General features: G+C 61.9%; 19 protein-coding genes. 8 read left to right on the top strand and 11 right to left on the bottom strand.

Annotated features, from left to right (window positions below):
- Positions 1 to 71 precede the first annotated feature (71 nt).
- Complete coding sequence (locus BG57_RS16330; protein ID WP_035966201.1) at positions 72 to 536, top strand: Lrp/AsnC family transcriptional regulator; 465 nt, start codon at positions 72 to 74, stop codon at positions 534 to 536.
- Positions 537 to 606: 70 nt separating this feature from the next.
- A complete protein-coding gene (locus tag BG57_RS16325; RefSeq protein WP_035966285.1) occupies positions 607 to 924 on the top strand; it encodes a hypothetical protein in 318 nt (105 codons plus the stop codon).
- Between the two features lie 53 nt (positions 925 to 977).
- On the opposite strand, the gene BG57_RS33050 is transcribed toward BG57_RS16325, so the two are convergent.
- A complete protein-coding gene (locus BG57_RS33050) occupies positions 978 to 1,136 on the bottom strand; it encodes a hypothetical protein (RefSeq protein ID WP_160174736.1) in 159 nt (52 codons plus the stop codon).
- Positions 1,137 to 1,309: 173 nt separating this feature from the next.
- Here BG57_RS33050 and BG57_RS16320 point away from each other — a divergent pair, with 173 nt between their 5' ends.
- From BG57_RS16320 to BG57_RS16310, 3 genes are all read left to right on the top strand, one after another.
- A complete protein-coding gene (locus tag BG57_RS16320) occupies positions 1,310 to 2,704 on the top strand; it encodes a selenium-binding family protein (protein WP_035966200.1) in 1,395 nt (464 codons plus the stop codon).
- Positions 2,705 to 2,726: 22 nt separating this feature from the next.
- Entirely contained in the window at positions 2,727 to 3,359 is a 633-nt protein-coding gene (locus BG57_RS16315; protein WP_035966199.1) for a hypothetical protein, read from the top strand.
- Positions 3,360 to 3,529: 170 nt separating this feature from the next.
- On the top strand, positions 3,530 to 4,219 hold the full coding sequence (locus tag BG57_RS16310) for a class I SAM-dependent methyltransferase (protein WP_081850920.1): 690 nt from the start codon (positions 3,530 to 3,532) through the stop codon (positions 4,217 to 4,219).
- Positions 4,220 to 4,234: 15 nt separating this feature from the next.
- Here the strand turns inward: BG57_RS16310 and BG57_RS16305 are convergent, their stop codons facing one another.
- From BG57_RS16305 to BG57_RS16290, 4 genes are all read right to left on the bottom strand, one after another.
- Positions 4,235 to 5,731, bottom strand: coding sequence for an efflux transporter outer membrane subunit (locus BG57_RS16305; protein WP_035966197.1), 1,497 nt, complete (start codon positions 5,729 to 5,731; stop codon positions 4,235 to 4,237).
- Entirely contained in the window at positions 5,728 to 6,909 is a 1,182-nt protein-coding gene (locus BG57_RS16300) for an efflux RND transporter periplasmic adaptor subunit (RefSeq protein WP_035966195.1), read from the bottom strand. Before BG57_RS16300 ends, BG57_RS16305 begins: the two co-directional genes overlap by 4 nt.
- 15 nt (positions 6,910 to 6,924) lie before the next feature.
- A complete protein-coding gene (locus BG57_RS16295) occupies positions 6,925 to 10,110 on the bottom strand; it encodes an efflux RND transporter permease subunit (RefSeq protein WP_035966194.1) in 3,186 nt (1,061 codons plus the stop codon).
- Positions 10,111 to 10,434: 324 nt separating this feature from the next.
- Positions 10,435 to 11,526, bottom strand: coding sequence for a hypothetical protein (locus tag BG57_RS16290; RefSeq protein ID WP_035966193.1), 1,092 nt, complete (start codon positions 11,524 to 11,526; stop codon positions 10,435 to 10,437).
- A 165-nt stretch (positions 11,527 to 11,691) separates the two neighbouring features.
- Between BG57_RS16290 and BG57_RS31650 the strand changes: the two genes are divergently transcribed.
- On the top strand, positions 11,692 to 11,943 hold the full coding sequence (locus BG57_RS31650; protein WP_075583154.1) for a DUF1272 domain-containing protein: 252 nt from the start codon (positions 11,692 to 11,694) through the stop codon (positions 11,941 to 11,943).
- Between the two features lie 2 nt (positions 11,944 to 11,945).
- On the opposite strand, the gene BG57_RS31645 is transcribed toward BG57_RS31650, so the two are convergent.
- Complete coding sequence (locus tag BG57_RS31645) at positions 11,946 to 12,155, bottom strand: hypothetical protein (protein ID WP_167569261.1); 210 nt, start codon at positions 12,153 to 12,155, stop codon at positions 11,946 to 11,948.
- Positions 12,156 to 12,342: 187 nt separating this feature from the next.
- Here BG57_RS31645 and BG57_RS16280 point away from each other — a divergent pair, with 187 nt between their 5' ends.
- Positions 12,343 to 13,389: a DUF2235 domain-containing protein gene (locus BG57_RS16280; protein ID WP_035966191.1), complete on the top strand. Its 1,047-nt coding sequence runs from the start codon at positions 12,343 to 12,345 to the stop codon at positions 13,387 to 13,389.
- A 16-nt stretch (positions 13,390 to 13,405) separates the two neighbouring features.
- Here the strand turns inward: BG57_RS16280 and BG57_RS16275 are convergent, their stop codons facing one another.
- Entirely contained in the window at positions 13,406 to 13,804 is a 399-nt protein-coding gene (locus BG57_RS16275) for a hypothetical protein (RefSeq protein WP_052005850.1), read from the bottom strand.
- A gap of 165 nt (positions 13,805 to 13,969) precedes the next feature.
- On the opposite strand from BG57_RS16275, the gene BG57_RS16270 reads away from it, so the two are divergent.
- Positions 13,970 to 14,728 (top strand): SDR family NAD(P)-dependent oxidoreductase, encoded by a 759-nt coding sequence (locus tag BG57_RS16270; RefSeq protein ID WP_035966282.1) that lies wholly within the window; start codon positions 13,970 to 13,972, stop codon positions 14,726 to 14,728.
- A 69-nt stretch (positions 14,729 to 14,797) separates the two neighbouring features.
- On the opposite strand, the gene BG57_RS16265 is transcribed toward BG57_RS16270, so the two are convergent.
- The 4 genes from BG57_RS16265 to BG57_RS16250 form a co-directional block, all read right to left on the bottom strand.
- On the bottom strand, positions 14,798 to 16,033 hold the full coding sequence (locus BG57_RS16265; protein WP_035966190.1) for a porin: 1,236 nt from the start codon (positions 16,031 to 16,033) through the stop codon (positions 14,798 to 14,800).
- Positions 16,034 to 16,533: 500 nt separating this feature from the next.
- Positions 16,534 to 16,812, bottom strand: coding sequence for a hypothetical protein (locus BG57_RS16260; RefSeq protein WP_035966189.1), 279 nt, complete (start codon positions 16,810 to 16,812; stop codon positions 16,534 to 16,536).
- A gap of 105 nt (positions 16,813 to 16,917) precedes the next feature.
- Positions 16,918 to 18,078, bottom strand: a complete 1,161-nt coding sequence (locus tag BG57_RS16255) for an aromatic ring-hydroxylating oxygenase subunit alpha (RefSeq protein WP_035966188.1) — start codon at positions 18,076 to 18,078, stop codon at positions 16,918 to 16,920.
- A gap of 111 nt (positions 18,079 to 18,189) precedes the next feature.
- The gene (locus tag BG57_RS16250; RefSeq protein WP_035966187.1) at positions 18,190 to 18,831 is read right to left on the bottom strand and encodes a DUF938 domain-containing protein; all 642 of its coding nucleotides are present in this window, start codon (positions 18,829 to 18,831) and stop codon (positions 18,190 to 18,192) included.
- Between the last annotated feature and the right edge of the window lie 223 nt (positions 18,832 to 19,054).

Genomic DNA, 19,054 nt, shown 5'->3' with positions numbered 1-19,054 from the left:
CGATGCGCGCCACGTAAAACCATGCCTAAAATAAGGCACATTTCGTTCTTCATCTTGCTATCGAAGGCCTCATGCCGAAGCACCTTAACGCATCGCAGACGACCATCGACGCCATCGATCGCGAACTGATCAGCGAGCTTGCAAGCGACGGACGCATCGCGGTAAGCGAACTCGCGAAGCGCATCGGACTGTCCGCGCCGAGCACGGCCGAGCGCATCCGCCGTCTCGAATCGCAAGGCGTCATTCGCGGTTTCACGGTGCAGATCGATCCGGCCGCGCTCGGTTATACGCTGCAAGCCATCGTGCGCGTTCAGCCGTTGCCGGGGCAGTTGCATCTGGTCGAGGAAGCGATCCGGCGCATTCCCCAGTTCGTCGAATGCGTGAAGGTCACGGGCGATGACTGCTTCGTCTGCCGCCTGTATCTGCGTTCCATCGAACATCTCGACGATATCCTTGCGAAGGTCACCGACCGCGCCGCGACGAGCACGGCCATCGTGAAGACGACGCCCATCGAGCGCAGGCTGCCTCCGCTCTGAAGAATCGCGTTGCACGCATCGAACGGCGCTACACTATGGACGCTTGTTGCTGCAAGCGAGGGAGCATCCGATGACCGACACCGACGCCAAGCGCACGTTTCGCGGCCTGCCGCTCACACCCGAGCAGGATGCCGAAGTCAGGCATTACATCAAGAAAAAGAAGCAGCGCGGCGAACCGTGGGATACGCCCGAACTGACCGCCATGCTGCGCGACATGCTTGATCCACCCGACAGCGACGAAGCATCGGATGAAGAGGCCGACGGAGAAACGCGCGCATTCGCCGAACGCGCATCCGCGTCCGTCGACGAAGGGATCGATCCAATCGAGAACAGCGAGGAATGGCACGCTGCGATGGAAGCCGAAGCGATGAAAGGGCCAAGACGCTAGAACGAAAAAAACGCCGGTAAAAACCGGCGTCATATCCGCTTGGTCCACCGCATTCAGTGCCTGTGATGCAGCCAGTCACGCGGCGGATGAGTATCGAGCCAGCGCGCTTTCGGTGGATGAATATGCGGGTGCCTGCGATGCATGACCAGAATCACGATGGCGCATAGCACCACGACGACTCCGACCATCAGGGTAATCATCGGCTCGGTCATCGGAACCTCCTTCAGGGCAAGAGGACGACGCTTTCATTGTAGATGCTCTCGCGCCGTCAAAGCGCACTCCGCCGTAAATCGATTTGTATTGCGTAATCCCTTATAAGCAGCCCGACGCATTCGACCGATGGGTGTCCTATAGTGCAGAAGGACCGCTCATTGGGAGAATCGACATGGCGACATGGAAACCTGATCCGAGCTTCTACCCTTCCCCGCGACTCGCCGCGAAGGCGCCGCGCGAAACGCTCGCCTATGTCGCGACCTTCGACCCCGAGCGCAAGACGCCAGACAAGCTGGCCGTCGTCGATGTCGATCCCGACTCGCCGAACTATGCGCAAATCGTGGGCGAACTGGCGATGCCCGATGTTGGCGACGAGCTGCATCACTTCGGCTGGAACGCGTGCTCGTCGTGTCTGTGTCCGAACGCGCCGCATCCGCATATGGAGCGGCGCTATCTCGTCGTGCCGGGGCTGCGTTCGTCGCGCATTCATATCGTCGATACGAAGCCCGATCCGAAAAAGCCGGTCATCGTGAAGACGATCGAGGCTGCCGAACTCGCGGAAAAGACCGGTTATACGCGGCCGCACACCGTTCATTGCGGCCCCGGCGGCATCTATGTCAGCGCGCTCGGCAATGCGGAAGGCAAGGCGCCTGGCGGCGTGCTGATGCTCGATCAACAGAGCTTCGATCCGCTTGGCCGCTGGGAAGTCGATCGCGGGCCGCAGCAGCTTGCATACGACGCCTGGTGGCATCTCGGTTACGACACGATGGTCACGAGCGAATGGGGCACGCCCGATACCTTCGAAGAAGGACTCGTGCCCGAACTGCTGCTCGGCGCGAAGTACGGGCGCAAGCTGCATTTCTGGGACCTGACGAAGCGCAAGCATGTGCAGGAGATCGACTTCGGCGATGAGTATCAACTCGTGTTCGAGCTGCGTCCCGCACATGATCCGACGAAGGCTTATGGCTTCGTCAATTGCGTGATCAGCCTGAAGGATCTGTCGTCGTCCATCTGGACGTGGTATCGCGACAAGGACAAGTGGGCCGTGAAGAAAGTGATCGACATTCCCGCCGAACCCGCCGACGCCTCGGTGCTGCCGCCGCTATTGCAGGGCTTTGGCGCAGTGCCGCCGCTGGTGTCAGACATCGACCTGTCGATGGATGATCGCTTCCTCTACGTATCGTGCTGGGGCACCGGAGACATGCTGCAATACGACGTCTCCGATCCTTTTGCACCGAAGCTCGCGGGCAAGGTTCGCATCGGCGGCGTAGTCGCCCGCGCGACGCACGCAGGCGCAAGCAACGGCCACTTGAATGGAGGCCCGCAGATGGTCGAAGTCAGCCGCGACGGACGCCGCGTGTACTTCACGAATTCGCTATACAGTGCGGTGGATTCGCAGTTTTATCCCGAAGGCATCAATGGCTGGATGGTGAAGCTCGACGCTGGCGCGGACGGAGGCCTGAGCATCGACGAACGCTTCTTCATCGACTGGCCGAAGGGGCATCGCCCGCATCAGATACGGCTGCAAGGCGGCGATTGCTCGTCGGATTCATATTGCTATCCGTGATGCCTTCGACGAGCGTGGACACATGAATACCGGCACGCCCGCGCTCTGGATTACCGCCGCGGGCCTTGGTGCGTTTCATGGCGTCAATCCCGCCATGGGATGGCTCTTCGCGCTCGCCCTCGGACTCTATGCGCATAGCAAGCGCGTGGTGCTGCTATCGCTCGTGCCGATCGCATTGGGGCATGCGCTATCCGTTGCGCTCGTCCTGGCGGGCGTGCTCACGCTGGGATCGTTCGTCAGTCACGAGACGCTTGCGCGCGGCTCCGGCGTGCTGCTGATCGGCTGGGGCGCATGGCGTGCGTGGCGCGGGCACCGCGGCCGTCCGGCGGTCGGCATGCGCACCGGGCTGGCCGGCCTCGCGCTGTGGTCGTTCGTGATGTCGAGCGCACACGGCGCGGGCTTCATGCTCGTTCCGGCGCTATTGCCATTCTGCGGCAGTGCGACGAATAAATCATCTGCTGGGGCGTTCGAAGCAGGCGCGGTTGCCCTGTCGGTGCATACGGTCGCGATGCTCGCCGTCATCGCCGGCATCTCTCTCTTTGCGATGTCAGTGCACGAACGCACAGGCCTCGCCTTCCTGCGAAGCGGCTGGATCAACGTCGATTGGCTATGGAGTGTGGCCCTCATCGCGTGCGGCGTGTGGCTCTTGCTATAACGTCGATATCCCCTTGAGACGAACACCGTGATGGCGGACACCGGCAGAAGTTAGGCGGGCAACGCCTACCGACGGCGATTGCGCGGCACTGTGCGTCGCTGCAATATCGTCGAAAACGGCCAGAAAAAAGATCATTCGATCACGAGTCAATAAAAAACAGGGGACTTCGAATGCGCGAGATTTCATACGCAGAACAGACCGTCAATTCCGGCAATCCGCTCGCGCGTTTTGCGCACCGCACGCGAATGACGATGGCGACCGATCTCGTCACCGGCCTCTGCCCGATGCGCGGCACGGTCGTCGATTTCGGCGCGGGTCCGGGGCTCTTTCTGCATAAGCTCGGCGAAGCGCGGCCCGATATCACGCTCATCGGTCACGACAAGTTCATGGCGCCGACGTTTCCTGAAGTCCGTTACGCGGAATCGCTCGATGGCGTGGCACCGCACAGTGTCGACGTGCTGACCTCGTTCGAAGTCTGCGAGCATCTGTACGAAAGCGAACTCGACGCCCTGCTCGACGACGCAATGCGCATTCTCAAGCCGCATGGCGCGCTGCTGATCTCCGTGCCGATCATGTACGGTCTCGCGATCGCGCCGAAAGTATCGAACTGGATGATTCGCAGCCGCTCGCTGAAGTCCGAGTACTCGCCCGCCGAAGTGCTGAAGTCGATGGTCGGCATTCGCGTGCAACGACCCGAGAATCCGCGCACCACGCATAAAGGCTTCGATTTTCGCGAGCTGCGCGCGATCGTCGGCGAACGCTTCGCCATCGAAGCCGTACACGTGAGCCCCGTCCCGCATGCGCCGTGGTGGATTAGTTCGCAATACTTCATGATTTGCCGGCCACGCAAACGCGCCTGACCGCACCGCAATGCTTTACTCTCGCGCCGATACTTCATCGGCGCGAGGCAGGCTGTCCGCGCTCCATCCCCCGCCCAACGCCTTCACCAGCGCAACGCTCGCAGCCATTCTGCGCTGCTGGATACGTACCGCCGCGCGCTGATCCGACAGCACGGTGGCCTGCGTCACGACAACGTTGAGATACGTGATCGCTCCGTTTTCATAGCGATTGCCGATCTTGTCGAGCGCGCGCTTCGCGGCATCGACGGCTTGCGATTGCGCTTCGCCTTCGCGACGCAGCACGTCCAGCGCATTCAGGTTGTCTTCGACCTGGCCGAACGCGGTCAGCACCGTCTGCCGATAATCCGCGACGCTCTCGTCATATGCAGCACGCGCCGCATCGCGGGCTGCCGCGCGGCCGCCAAAGTCGAGCGCCGTGAACGCGAGTTGCGGCCCGAGCGACCAGAAGCGGCTCGGCGCCATCAGCCATGAACTGAAGCGCGTCGCTTCGAGACCGCCGGTCGCGGCCAGCAACAGGTTTGGAAAGAATGCAGCCGTTGCGACGCCGACGCGCGCATTCGCCTGAGCGATGCGCCGTTCGGCCGCTGCCACATCGGGGCGGCGCTCCAGCAACGCCGACGGCACCGACAGCGGCAACGCGGCAAGCGCCGCGCTGGGATGCGGCACATGATCCGCATCGAGCGGCGCGACATCGAGTGCAAAGGTCGAAGGCGGCTCGCCGATGAGAATCGCGATCGCATTGACGAGACTCGCGTGCGTGGTTTCAAGCTCGATCAATTGCGCCTGCGTTGCGCGCAACTGCTCCTCCGCCTGCGCCACATCGGATTCCGCCGCCACACCACCCGCGAAGCGATCGCGCGTCAATGCAAGCGCCTTTTCGTAGGCTTGCAGCGTCTCCTTGAGCAGGCGCTCGTCTTCGACCGTGCCGCGCAGATCGAAGTAGTTGGTGGCGAGTTCCGCCTGCATCGAAAGGATCGCGTTCTGCAGGTCCGCCGCGCTCGCCTGCGCTTCCGCTTGCCCGCCTTCGACCGCGCGTGAAATGCGGCCCCACAGGTCCGGCTCCCATGAGATTTGCGCCTCGACGAGATAGTCCGGCACGGTCACGCCCGCGCTCGATCGATACGACACATTCGACGATACCCGCGACTGGTTGAACGACGCGTTGGCCGTGATGGTCGGAAAGAACGCCGAGCGCGCCTGACGCACCGCTGCACGCGCGCCGCGATAACGCGCGGCTGCGGCGGCCACCGTTTGATTCGAAGCGGCCACGCGCTCTTCCAGCGCGTTCAGTTGCGGATCGCCATAGACTTCCCACCACGGTGCGCGCGGCATCGCGTCCGCAGGTTGCGCAGGCTTCCAGTCTTGCGTCGATACAGGTACATCCGCCGGTATGGATGACTTGAACGAAGCCGGCGTCGTCACATCGGGCCGCACATAATCGGGACCGACCGTGCAGGCGGCCATCGTCATGGACAACAGCGACAGCGTGAAGCCCGCATGCATGCGCTTCATGATGCCTGACCGCTCTTCTTCACATGCGCCTGCCCGATGCGCACCGTTGCACCATCGACGATGGAGTCCGGAGGATTCACGATTACGCGCTCATCGCCCTTCAATCCCGATACGATCGACACGCGCGTGCCGTAGTCGGTGCCAAGTGTAATGGGCAGCAGCTTCACGCGATTGTTCGCATCGACGCTCGCCGCATGCACGCCATCCGGCCTGAACAACAGCGCATTGCCGGGCAAGGTGTAAGACGCCGTCGCGCTCGTCAAATGAAAACGCACTTGCGCATAAGCGCCCGCGAGCAGTTCGCCGGTCGGATTCTTCACGTCGACCTCGACGCGCATGGTGCGTGCAACCGGATCGACCGCACCGGCCGTGCGCACCGTCACGCCTTCGAACTTGCGATTGCGATCCTCGTTCAGCAGCAATTCCGCCGGCATGCCGACCGTCACCATGCGCGCATACGTCTGAGGCACATCGACGAATACACGCAGCGTCGCGGCGTCCTGAACATGGAACAGCTCGCGGCCCGCCGCGCCGCTGCCCGCATCGATCAACTGGCCGACATCCGTGTTGCGCGCGGTGACGACGCCATCGAACGGCGCATAGATCTTCTGAAACGAGACGAGCTGTTCGAGCCGCGACACGTTCGCCTGCGCCGCATTCAGCGACGCCTCTTTTGCGAGCATGTCGCCGTTCTTCTCATCGGTTTCCTGACGCGATACCGAATTGTTCTTCGCCATCTGCGCCCAGCGTTCCGCCGTGCTTTTAGCGAGCAGATAGTTCGCCCGAGCGGTCTGCGCATCGGCGCGCGCCTGACGCAACTGATCGTTGGTCTCGGGTGCATCGATCTCCGCGAGCAACTGACCTTTCTTCACCTTGCTGCCGATGTCCACGGTCCAGCGCTTCAGATAACCGCTGGTGCGCGCGAAGATCGGCGCATCGGAAAACGCGCGGATATCGCCGGCGAGCAACAGGTCCTGCGTCGGCTTCATCTGCGTGGGCTTGATGACTTCGACTGTCAGCATGCCGTGCTCGGCGGCATCGCGTTGAAGTTCCGCGTGCTCGGCATGGCGCGACCAGATGCCCTGTGCGACGATGCCGGCCACGATCAACAGCGCGATCGCGAGCCACAGGCGTCCTCGCCTGCCGGTCGCCGAACGTTGCGTCAACTGCTCTTCCATTCATGCTCCGTCTGTTCAGGAATGTGCTTTCTGCATGCCTGCGTCGCGTTCCTTGCGTGCCTCGATGCGCTTGTAGACCATCGAAAACACGACGGGCACGAAGAACAGCGTCGCCACGGTGCCGACCAACAGCCCGCCGATCACCGCGCGCCCGAGCGGCGCATTCTGCTCGCCGCCTTCGCCGAGACCGATCGCCATCGGCACCATGCCGATCATCATCGCGAGTGCGGTCATCAGCACGGGACGGAACCGCGTATAGCCCGCTTCGAGCGCGGAACGCAGGGCATCGCCATGCTCGTCGAGCGCGGAACGCGCGAAGCTCACGACGAGAATGCTGTTGGCGGTCGCAATGCCGATACACATGATGGCGCCGGTGAGCGCGGGAATCGACAGCGTCGTATGCGTGAGGAACAGCATCCACACGATGCCCGCGAGCGCGCCCGGCAACGCGGTGATGATGATGAACGGATCTAGCCACGACTGGAAGTTCACGACAATCAGCAGATACACGAGCACGACAGCGAGAATCAGCCCGAGCCTGAGACCGGAGAACGACGTGTTCATCGTTTCGACCTGACCGCGTATATCGATGGACGAGCCCTTCGGCAATTGTCCGCGCGATTCATCGATGATGCGTTGCACGTCGTCGGATACGGCACCGAGATCGCGGCGTTCCGTGGTCGCATAGAGATTGATGGTGGTCTGCGCGTTGTAGTGATAGACGACTGCATCGCGCGAGCTGCGCGAAAGCGAGGCCAGCGCACCGAGAATATTCGTCTTGCCGCTCGCCGACGTCACCGGAATATTGGCCACCGATTGCAGTGAATTCATGTCGTATTGCGGCGCGGTCGTGATCACGTTGTAGCTCACGCCATTGACCGGATTGAGCCAGAACGTCGGCGTCGTTTGCTGGCTTCCCGACAGCGTGATGAGCAGATTGTTCGCAACGTCGCGCTGTGTGAATCCCGCTTGCAACGCTTTCGTGCGATCGACTTCGACATTGATCGATGGAAGATCGGAGGGCTGCTGAATGCGTGCATCGACGAGACCGGGGACGCGACGTATCTTCTCGAGCAAATGATTCGCGAAGTCGCGGTTGCCGCGCACGTCGCGCCCGGTGATCGCGATATCGATCGGCGCGGGCAAGCCGAAGTTGAGGATCTGGCTCGTGATATCGGCGGGCAAGAATGAGAACGTCACGCCGGGAAACTCTTGCGGCAAGCGCTTTCTCAGCATGCGGATATAGTCATCGGTCGGCGCATGATCTTCGTTGAGGCTGATGAGCACGTCCGCATCGGCGGTGCTCACGGTGCCCGTGTTGTTATACGAGAGATTGATGCCCGATACCGGCAAGCCCATGTTGTCGATGATCGAGCGAATCTCGTTGCGAGGGATCAGTTCGCGTATGCGATTGTCGACGCGATCGGTCAGCACGGCCGTCTCTTCGATGCGCGTGCCTGTCTTGGTTCGCATGTGCATCGCGATGACGCCCGAATCGACCGATGGAAAGAAGTCGCGTCCCAGGAACGGCGCGAGCGCAAGCGAGAGCAGACAGCACGCAAGAAAGAGCGATGCAAAGCCGCCCGGATGCGCGAGCCGCGCTTCGAGAAAAGCGCGATATCGGCCGCGCACCGCTTCGAAACGCCGCTCGAAACCCAGATGAATCCGCACAAAGAGATTGCGCGAACCCTTCATCGATTCGACATCGCCGCCCATGTGTTCGTGATGGCGCAGCAAATACTTTGCGAGCGTCGGAATGAGCGTGCGCGAGAAGAAGTACGACGCGAGCATCGCGAACACGACGGCCTCGGCCATCGGCACGAACAGATAATGCGCGACGCCGGTGAGCAGGAACATCGGAATGAATACGATGCAGATGGAGAGCGTCGAGACGAGGGTCGGCACGGCAATCTGCTGTGCGCCATCGAGAATGGCTTGTTCGAGTTCCTTGCCCTGTTCCAGATTCTGACTGATGTTCTCGATCGCGACCGTCGCATCGTCGACGAGAATGCCGACGGCCAGCGCAAGACCGCCCAGCGTCATGATGTTGATGGTCTGGCCGATTGCGGAGAGCGCGACGATCGACGTCAGCATCGATAGCGGAATGGAGATCGCGATGATGAGCGTCGCGCGCCAGCTACCGAGAAAGAGCAGCACCATCAGCGCGGTCAGTCCCGCTGCGATGACCGCTTCGCGCAGCACGCCGGACACCGATGCGCGCACGAACAACGACTGGTCCGCGACCGGCTCGATCTTCAGCGATTCAGGCACCATGCCGCGCAAGGTGGGCAGAAGATTCTTCACGCGCGCAACGATATCGAGCGTCGATGCGTTGCCGCTCTTGTTGATCGTCAGAAGCGATGCGCGCGTGCCGTCGACGCGCACGATGTTGGTCTGCGGCTGGAAGCCGTCGCGGACATGCGCGACGTCCTTGATGTAGATCGTGCCGCCGGGACCGGTGCGGATCGGGATATCGTTGAGTCCTTCCAGCGTGCTCGGGCTTGCGTTCAGGCCGACTGAGTATTCCATCGAGCCGATCTTCGTCGTGCCGGTCGGCAGGATGAGGTTCTGCGCGCTGATTGCATTGACGACATCGGTCGGCGCGAGGTTCTTGGCCTGCAGCTTTTGTGAATCGATATCGACCATGATCTGCCGCTGCTTGCCGCCATATGGCAACGGCACGGATGCGCCCTGCACCGTCGCGAGCTGCGTCTTCAGGAAGCTATTGCCGAAGTCATAAAGTTGCTGTTCCGTGAGTTCGGCCGACGACAAAGCGAGGCGCAGTATCGGCACCGTCGATGCATTGAAGCGCAGAATGTTCGGGGGCGTAATGCCGGGCGGAAGTGAGCGCAACTGCGTCTGCGAGAGCGCGGTGATCTCGGCGATAGCTTCATCGACGTTCGCGTTCGGCTGGAAATAGATGCGAATGACCGCGATGCCCGGCAACGATTCCGATTCGATGTGTTCGATGTCGTTGACCGCAACTGACAGACCGCGTTCGTAGTTCAGCGTGATGCGGCGTTCCATCTGATCCGGCGGCAGGCCGTTGTAACTCCAGATGACGCTGACGACCGGTATGTCGATGTTCGGAAAGATATCGGTAGGCGTGCGCAGAATGACGAGCGGGCCGATGATCAGCAACAGCAGCGACAGGATGATAAACGTGTACGGACGCCTGAGCGCGAGTCTTACGATCCACATCGAAATTCCGCCTGCCCCGTTGGGTTTGTTATCTGCGCGCTGTGTTGTTTCGCCCTGCTCGATGGTCTCGATACGATGACACAGATGAAGCTTACAAAACAAATCGCGCAAACGGTTGCGAGGGTTTATGCGGAAGGTTTTCTTTAGATCAATGCGTTGCTTCGCGTCGAATGGCGTCAGTCAAGCCGCGCAGCGTGGTTTGGCGCGGTATTGCCTTTTGCTCTTGCTGAGCACAACTTGTCGCCCGTGACATGAAACGGTCAGCCGGCTGTCAGGGAGGCGTTTTGCATGCGGCGTGCTGCATGCCGCATGCAAAACGCAATTTCAGTTCGCCGGAATTGTCACCACCGGCGCCTTCGACGTATCGGTGACTTCCGCGAGCGCCATCAGGTTCTGCACGACAGTGAACGCGTACTTCGAGTCGAAGTCGCCCCGATCGATCCAGTACTGCGATTTGTCGTAGAGCACGCTTACGTACGCATCCTGTGGCGCTTTCTCGCCGACTTTCACGACGATGGTCGGCCGCGTTTCGCCACCGATCAGGCCGATCGTCGGCTTTGTCGCGCCGGTTCCGACTTGCGCGTCGGGTACAGGAATCTGCGCGCCGAGATCGGTCAGGATGCCGAATACCGAGCGCGTCACCATCGGAATGCGATCCTTGTCCGACGACTGGCCGTACACGATCTCATACGTCTTCATCTTCGGCGACAGATGAAGCAGCTTGCGGACAAGTGCGAGGTCGTCGACGGTGGCCTTGTTCGAGCCGCTGCGCGTCGCGGCAAGCGTGATGTACACGCGCCCCACGTGGTCCTCGTTGCGCGATTCCACGTTCAACTCGCCCGCCAGTTGCAAACGCCTCAACGCCTGAATCAACAGGAAGAACTCCGGCGCGCCCGATGCGTTCGGCCCGCCGAGCGCGTTGCCGTTCTGGAGGCCCGCGATCGATTGCGCGGTGATACGCAGCAGCAAGTCGATCGGCATGCCACTCTCCGCGAGCGGCAGCACGAGCGTCGGCGACAGCGGCCGGATGTAGGCGCTGGCGTAGGCGTCGCCGGTCGTCGGGGTGAAGGTGAACGTCGGGTGATTCGAATACGACACGCTGCCCGTCGCCTGTGCATAGTTCGGTTGCGCGCCCGATCCTGCATTCAAAATTGCACCGCCGCTTGCATCGAAGTTGTAGGCCGCGATGATGCTGCTCACGGTCAGAAACGACGGCGCATCGGCAAAACGCAGACCGACGATCGCAGCGAGGATTTCGCGCTTCTGCGCATCGCCGAGCGCGCGGGCGTAGTCGACCTGATCGGCCTTGAGGCGTGACGGGCCAAGGCTGGAACAGCCTGCCGCAAGAAAGGAGGCGGACAGAACGGCAATGGACAAGGCTTTCGTGGGGATCGTGCTGGCTAAGGTCCTGATCATGGGCTCGGGGTGGATTGTGCGAGGAGGATCGTCGGCACGGAGTCGGCGGAACGTCGCGGCACCGCAGCAATTTGCATACCGAATGCAAAACAGTCGAACAGGAAACGCTCAGCTTGTTATGCTGCATCGACCGTCTCGCGCTGAGACCATCAACAGGAAACCGTCATGCTGGAGTTGAGACCTGGTTGTGAGTGTTGCGACAAAGACCTGCCGCCAGATTCCGCCGAGGCTCGAATCTGCTCATTCGAATGCACTTTTTGCGTGGACTGTGCGACCCGCGTGCTGAATGGGAAATGCCCCAACTGCGGCGGCGAACTCGTGGCCCGGCCACGTCGGCCGGTCGGAAAGCTCGCGAACAACCCGGCATCGACGAAGCGGGTTTTCAATCCGGCTTGCGCGCAGCAGCACTCAAACTGATGTCACGAAGCGCCGTCCGTGCGCTCCGCCGCAGCGCTGGCGGGCGGCGCGTCCTGCTTTATGGGCGCGATATGCCGCTTCGCTTCCGCATGCTGCGCAACAAGCGCATCGAGCCGGTCCTGAGCGAAACGCGGTCCGTCGTCGCGTGCATGGGCAACGACTGCGGTCGATGCAGCGGCGACGAGAAGAATTCGGGCGAAGTGCTTTTGCATGATTCGCTCCACGAAGAAACTGCTCGGTAAATCTTCAGCATCGCATCTCTACACGGCTCGTGCTCTGTCGTTTCCGACAAAATCCAGCGCGGTCACGCCGTTCGTGAACGGGCGCACATGAAGCGCTTGCATGCCGGGCGCCGATTTCCTATCTGTTAGGACACAAGGCCACGCCCCGGAGACCAACATGACGAAACTCGCCCTTTTCTTCGATGGCACCTGGAACGAGCCGAACGACCGCACCAACGCGTATCTTCTCTACAAGCTTGCGCCCGAGTCCGATGAACAGGAAACGCTTTATGTGCCCGGCGTCGGCACGCAGGGCAATGGACTCTTCTCGCTCGCGAACAAGTTTCTCGGCGGCGCCTTCGGCGACGGCCTCTCCGACAACATCAAACACGGCTATGCATGGTTGTGCGAGCGGTACAGGCCGGGCGCATCGATTTATATCTTCGGGTTCTCTCGCGGCGCGTATTCGGCGCGCAGTCTTGCCGGTCTGATCCGCAAATGCGGACTGGCAAACGACTGGAGCAACGATTCCATTCGTCAGGCTTACGGCATCTACCGCGATCAGGGCGTCAGTCCGGACGACGCATCGGTACAGGCGTATCGGCAGCAATTCTCGCGTGAAGTCGATGTCGCGTTCATCGGCGTGTGGGACACCGTCGGCGAACTCGGCATTCCGATCGGCGGTCTCTCGGTACCCGGCTTTTCCAGCTATTACCGGTTTCACGACACCACGCTCTCGAACCGCACAAAAGCCGCTTATCACGCGGTCGCCGCCAACGAATACCGCTCTCTTTACAAGCCGACCTTGTGGACGCCGGGCGCGCAAGCTCGCGGCACACTGCCCCTCGAACAGCGCTGGTTTGCGGGCGCGCATGCAAATGTGGGCGGCGGCTACGTCAGCCCGCCCCGCGATCCGGCCGACCTTCTGCCGCTGATTCCTGCCGAATGGCTGCGGCAAAAAGCGGAATCGCACGGCCTCACGTTCGATAAACCGATAACCATCCCCGATGCCGCGTATGCGTCGGAGCCGATCGATTCCTATACCGAATTCACCAGCAAGAACCCGCTGCTTCGCGATGTCTGCCAGAAAGAGCCGCGCGCAGCGGGCGCGGCGCTGAACGAAACAATCGATCCGAGCCTGTTCGATCGGCTCGATGCGCCCGGCTTCCTCGATGCGTATCCCGCCTTGCGCGAGCAACTGCGCGGTTTACCGCTCGGTCAGTAAGGCAGGTGTCCTCACATCAGAAAATGTGAGGCGGCGTGCGATCCACCATATCGCGCGGCAGGGTTTCGTCCAGCTCGAATTCGACGTTCGGGAAGTCCTGAAGACGCCCGCTCACTTCCGCTTCGCCCTCGCTCGTGAACAGACCATCGAGGTAATCGAACGTCAGCTTGTCGACCAGCGCCTTGAGTGCAAGCTCCGGGCTGCGCTTCGGCTCGACGGCGATTTCGTCGACATCGAGACGCGCGCAGAACTGGCCGTTACTCGAATCCATTGCGCCGATGTCGATCACCTTGCCGTCGACGTTCTGCGCCAGTACACGCTGCTCTACCGCGAAAAGCCGGAAAGGACGCGCGAAGCCGGGGGCGTCGCTGCCTTGCGCTGAACTGCCCTGTTTCGAGTTGTCTTCTGAAGTCATGGCGAATTCTCCTTCGATGCGTTGATCGAAGCCAACCAGCAAGGCACGCGCCCGCGCACGATGCAGTGCAGCATCGCGCGGAGTTCCCTTGAGCGCCTGGCCGTTCTACAGTTCGTGCAGTGTTCAACGCAACGCAACGCAAAGGAGCAGCCAGTGGACGGATACATGAGCTCAAAGGTCGCAGTCATCACAGGCGCCGGCCGCGGACTCGGACGCAGCACCGCGCTGAAGCTCGCGCAACAGGGTGTCGGCATCATCGGCACATGGAACAGCGACGCCGCGTCAGCCGAGGCAGTAGCCGGCGAGATCGAGGAACTGGGCTGCAAGTGCGCGATGCTGAAGCTCGACGTCAGCCGATCCGAAACTTTCAGCGATTTCGGCGATGAAGTGTGCAAGGCGCTAGACCAGACGTTCGAGCGCACCAACTTCGATTTTCTGGTGAATAACGCGGGAATCGGCGTCCATGCGTCCTTCGTCGATACGACGCCTGAGCAGTTCGACAGGCTCGTCGACATTCATCTCAAGGGACCGTTCTTCCTGACGCAGACGTTGCTGCCGTACCTGCACGAGGAAGGAAGCATCGTGAACGTGTCGAGCGGACTGACGCGTTTCGCGCTGCCGGGCTTCGCTGCGTACGCCGCGATGAAAGGCGGCATCGAAGTGCTCACCCGTTATCTCGCGAAGGAACTCGGTCCGCACGGCATCACGGTGAACACCATTGCGCCGGGGGCGATCGAAACGGATTTTGGCGGCGGAAGCGTGCGCGACGATCAGGACGTAAACGAGTTCGTCGCGCAGAACACGGCGCTCGGGCGCGCGGGCGTGCCGGACGACATCGGCGGTGCGATTGCGGCGATGCTGTCCGAGGGCAATCGATGGATGACCGCGCAGCGCCTGGAGGTGTCGGGCGGCATGTTCATCTGACGCGCGAGGCGTCGGGGCAAAAAAAACCGGACGCCGAGGCGTCCGGTTTTTTCGTGAAGCGAGTAAGGCTTAGAAGCGGTGGATGATGCCCACGCCTGCTGCGAACATGCTGCGCGATGCGGACGGCGTGCTGTTGAAGCCGTCGCCGATCGTCGCGTTTGCGTCGGTCTGGCGGTTGACCGCACCGGCAGGCGTGAACGTCGGCGTTGCAAGCGTGCGGCCGTTGGCGCGCTGGAACGCTTGCAATGCATACAGACCAGTACGCTTCGACAGCGAGTAGTACTGGGACAGATTGAACTGGTGGTAAGACGCTGCATCCGAGATGCCGTTCGCCTTGCTTGCCCAGGTGTAGCTATAGCCGGCCGCGAAGTCCCATGCCGACGATGCCTTCCAGTGCAGCACCGTGCCGGCCGTATTGAAGACGGCTTCATCGGTGAACTTCGAGTTGATGCCCGGAATGTACTGAACGTTCGTGTACGTCGCGGTGATGTCCCACGCGCTGTTGAACGTGTAGCCGAGGCCAACCGCGAAGCGGTTCTGCGCTTGCGCACCCTGGTAACCGTTGGTCACGGCCGACACGCCCGACTGACCTGCGGTGTTGGTCGTCGAAGCGTCACCGTAGACGCCGCCGCCAACCGTCGAGTTGTTGATGCGCGTGAACGCGACCGTACCGCCGATCGGGCCCTGCTGATACTGGATCGCAGCCGACCACGTCGAGCCTTGATACACGCTGTCAGGCACGCCTGCGAGCGAGTACGAACCGCTGACCGTGAAACCGTACAGCTTCGGCGACGTATAGACGATCGAGTTGTTCGCGCGGTAGATCGTGTCCAGTTCGTCCAGATCGCCCGGGTGCGCGCCGAAGTAACCCGTCAGCCAGTTGGTCGGGCTGTACGGCGCCATCAGCGTGTAGTACGAGGTGTACTGGCGACCGAGCGTCAGCGTACCGAATCCAGCGTTCGTCAAACCGACCCATGCCTGGCGGCCGAACATCGCGTTTGCGTACTGCTGCGCGCCGCTGTTGATGTTGAAGCCGGACTCCAACTGGAAGATTGCCTTGGTGCCGCCGCCGAGGTCTTCTGCGCCCTTCAGGCCGAAGCGGCTGCCCGCCCAGATGCCCGACGCGAGCTTGACGTTGGAACGGCCAGCCGCCGTCTTCGACAGATTCGTCTGGCTGCTCTGATAAACGATCGAGTCGTCGACGATACCGTACAGCGTCACGCTGCTTTGCGCGAAAGCCGGTGCAGCGGCTGCGAATGCGGTCGCGGCGATGAGCGCGGCCTGGGTCTTTTTGAAGCCTTTCATTTCTTCTCCTCTTGCATCGTGCGGTATGGGCGAACTGTGCATGGCCGACATCGAAACCGGGACCGGGCAACGCTCTCCGGTTACATCGACCGTAACTTTTATCGCTGGCAAGTGTATGGCTTACCGATGGAATCCGAAAGAATCGCGCGCGCTGGTGTCGTTTTTTTTCACCGCATGGTTAACCAGTATTTGCGAGTAGGCAAATATTCGGCATTCGGTCACGAACATGACAAAAGCCTGACAGCAACGAGGCATCGGGAGAGTTTCGGCGCATGCGGGAGCGCCGTCGCAGAAGGCTCTGCAGAGAGTCGGCCAACCGTTCCGGAGGTGCATCCGGTGGAGGTCACGGCATCCACGCAAGCACAAGAGAACGTGGAATTCAGAAGCCGTTAGCGCCGCTTGCGATAAGCGAAGCGGATTTTCTTCGTAAGCAGTCGGAAAGCAGCGGCGATACGACGCGAGCGACGCGTGATTAACGCGCGTCGCTCGAAAGGGAATGACTACTCGATTTTGGCGCGTAGCTCGCGCGCGGTTTCCAACAGTCCCTCATAGCCGGAACGCGCATGCGATGGCAGATCGGGATCGCCGACGAGCGTGCCGAGCGTCTCGATCAGGCTGTAGAGAATGCCCTTCGCCGCGCCGGCGGCCATCTTCCCGGCCGCGACGGATTCGTCGACGTGGGTGATCGCCGCATCGAAATGCTCGACGTCCGGATGCGGCTCCTGTAGATCGGGCTCGGTCGAGCGTGTGTCGCGCGGCTCGGTCGGGTCGCTGTTCATGATGGTCTGCCTCCGTGGCTAGTGCGAGCTTCATGTATAGCGCCGCGGCGCAACCGCCGCAATCCGTGCATGCCGCGCCGCAGTGTCGCGCGGCATAACGGCCGGTCAGGATGCAGGCAACTCCTCCACCGGCACAATGCGATGCACCCGCCGGCCGTCGACCTCATGCACGCCTGCGGCACGATGCGGTACACCGTGGTCCATCAGCAAGGCGCGCAGTTCGTTGATGACCGGAAAGACCTCGTGATTGTGGTCCGCGCCCTGCCGATCATGCGCTTCCTGTTCACGTTCGACGATCCACCGATCCTCCTTGAAGATACGCTCGGTAAACCACACGAGCAGCGGCCACGCGGCATCGAGCAGAACGGGTATCTTCGGCCGGCGAATCGACAACAGGCCGAAGGTACGATTGGTACGCTGTTTCGCATCGAGCGGGACGTAGGCGATCCACAGGTCCATCACCATCGTCTCGTCCTTCGTGCGGATCTTGAGCGTCTGATACGGATACTCAGTGCGGATCGTCATCACGTCCTTCTGCGCCGGATCGGCTTTCTCGCCGCGCTTCTGGCCGAAGACGAGCGCCTCGCCGATCGGCTGCTTGCCCGCCTCGCGCGCGAAGGTGTAATCGACCTCGATCCAGTCCTCGCCCCGCCGGCGTCCGACCGACCTCGCCCGCATGCTGCCCATCTGCCGCCGGTGCAGGAACTGATGGTTCATGTCCATCAGGTTCTCGTGCATGAACGTGTAATGGCAGTTCACTTCCTGCCCGAAGCGCCGGGTCTTGTACGCTTTGTCGGCTGCGGATGAAAGGGACGGAAACCGGGCGGTATCGGCGAGTTGCGGATCGCCCGTGAAGACGAACACGAGGCCCGCCTCTTCGCGGCACGGATACGCGCGCACGCCATTCGGCAGGCGCTCACGGCCGAGGTACGGAATGTCGGTACAGCGGCCAGTGCAGTCGTACGTCCAGCCGTGATAACAGCAGCGGATCGATTCGCCATCGACGACGCCCGCCGACAGCGGCACCTGGCGATGCGCGCAACGGTCCTCGAGCGCGAACACCTTGCCCGACTCCGTGCGAACGAGCACGATGGGATCGCCCGCAAAGCGCACCGCGTGCGCGTGCCCGCGCTTCACTTCGCGCGACCACGCGAGCGGATACCAGTGATCGGGATGAATGTCGATGCGGCGCAGATCGCGCGGCGGGCTTGCGGATGTATCGATGGAACCGGCTTCCTGCTCGCCTTGCGGCAACGCTGCGTGCATGTAGAACGCTCCGTTGAAAGGAGATCGGATTACGCGCCGGTTCACGTGCCGGCGCAATGGAACGATCCTTCGCAGTCTACACGGCGCCGCCCCTTTCGGTGCGACCGGCCGCTACGTTTGCGCCTGCGCTTGTTTGATGAAGACGAGACCGAAGTTGTTCGCCGGCATCGCCACTATTTCCCCGAGCGCGAAACCGGCTTGGCTCGCCAGCGACTCGACCGCTTCCATGTCGCGAACGCCCCAGTATGGATTGGTTGCGCGCAGTTGGGCGTCGAACGCTTCGTTGCTCGGCGCGGTATGCGCGCCGTTGCGTCGATACGGTCCGTACAGGTACAGTACGCCGCCCGCACTCAGCCGTTCGGACGCGCCGCGCACGAGCGCCTCGGCCGCGTCCCACGGCGCGATGTGGATCATGTTGATGCATACGATCGCCGCGACCGAGCCGATGCCCCAGTCGGCGCTCGTCACGTCGATGGCAAGCGGCGCGTTTAGGTTCGCGAGACCGGCATGCGCGCGCCACGCTGCGATGGCGTCGCGGGCGGCGGCGTCGGGATCGCTCGGCTGCCAGACGATGCCCGGCAACGCGGCCGCGCAGTGAACCGCATGTTGTCCTGTGCCGCTCGCAATCTCCAGCACGACGCCGCGCGCCGGCAGCACGCGTGCAAGGACGGCTAGAATCGCATCGCGATTGCGTTCGGCGGCGGGCGCGCGGCGGCGTAGGCCGTCGCCCGGAGTCGTAGGGACTTGCGTCATGGGAAGCGGTTTCGAAGGCGGAGAGTGTCACCGAGCCTAAGGGCGCGCATGGCGCGTCGTCAAGCGATGCAAAGCCGCGATGAACCGTGGCGCAGAACGTGCTGTCGCGCCGCAAGTGCGGCGCGCGTTCAAACCTGTGTATGCTGCCGATGATTCCGCGAGCGCTGATTGAACTGCGGCAGCATCGTCGAAGGCATGACGACCAGCCGGCCGCGCACCGCCG

The sequence above is a fragment of the Caballeronia grimmiae genome (genome assembly GCF_000698555.1).
In the GTDB taxonomy this organism is placed as follows: domain Bacteria; phylum Pseudomonadota; class Gammaproteobacteria; order Burkholderiales; family Burkholderiaceae; genus Caballeronia; species Caballeronia grimmiae.
Note: the sequence above shows the minus strand (reverse complement) of the source record. Positions and strands in the feature narration are given on the sequence as shown.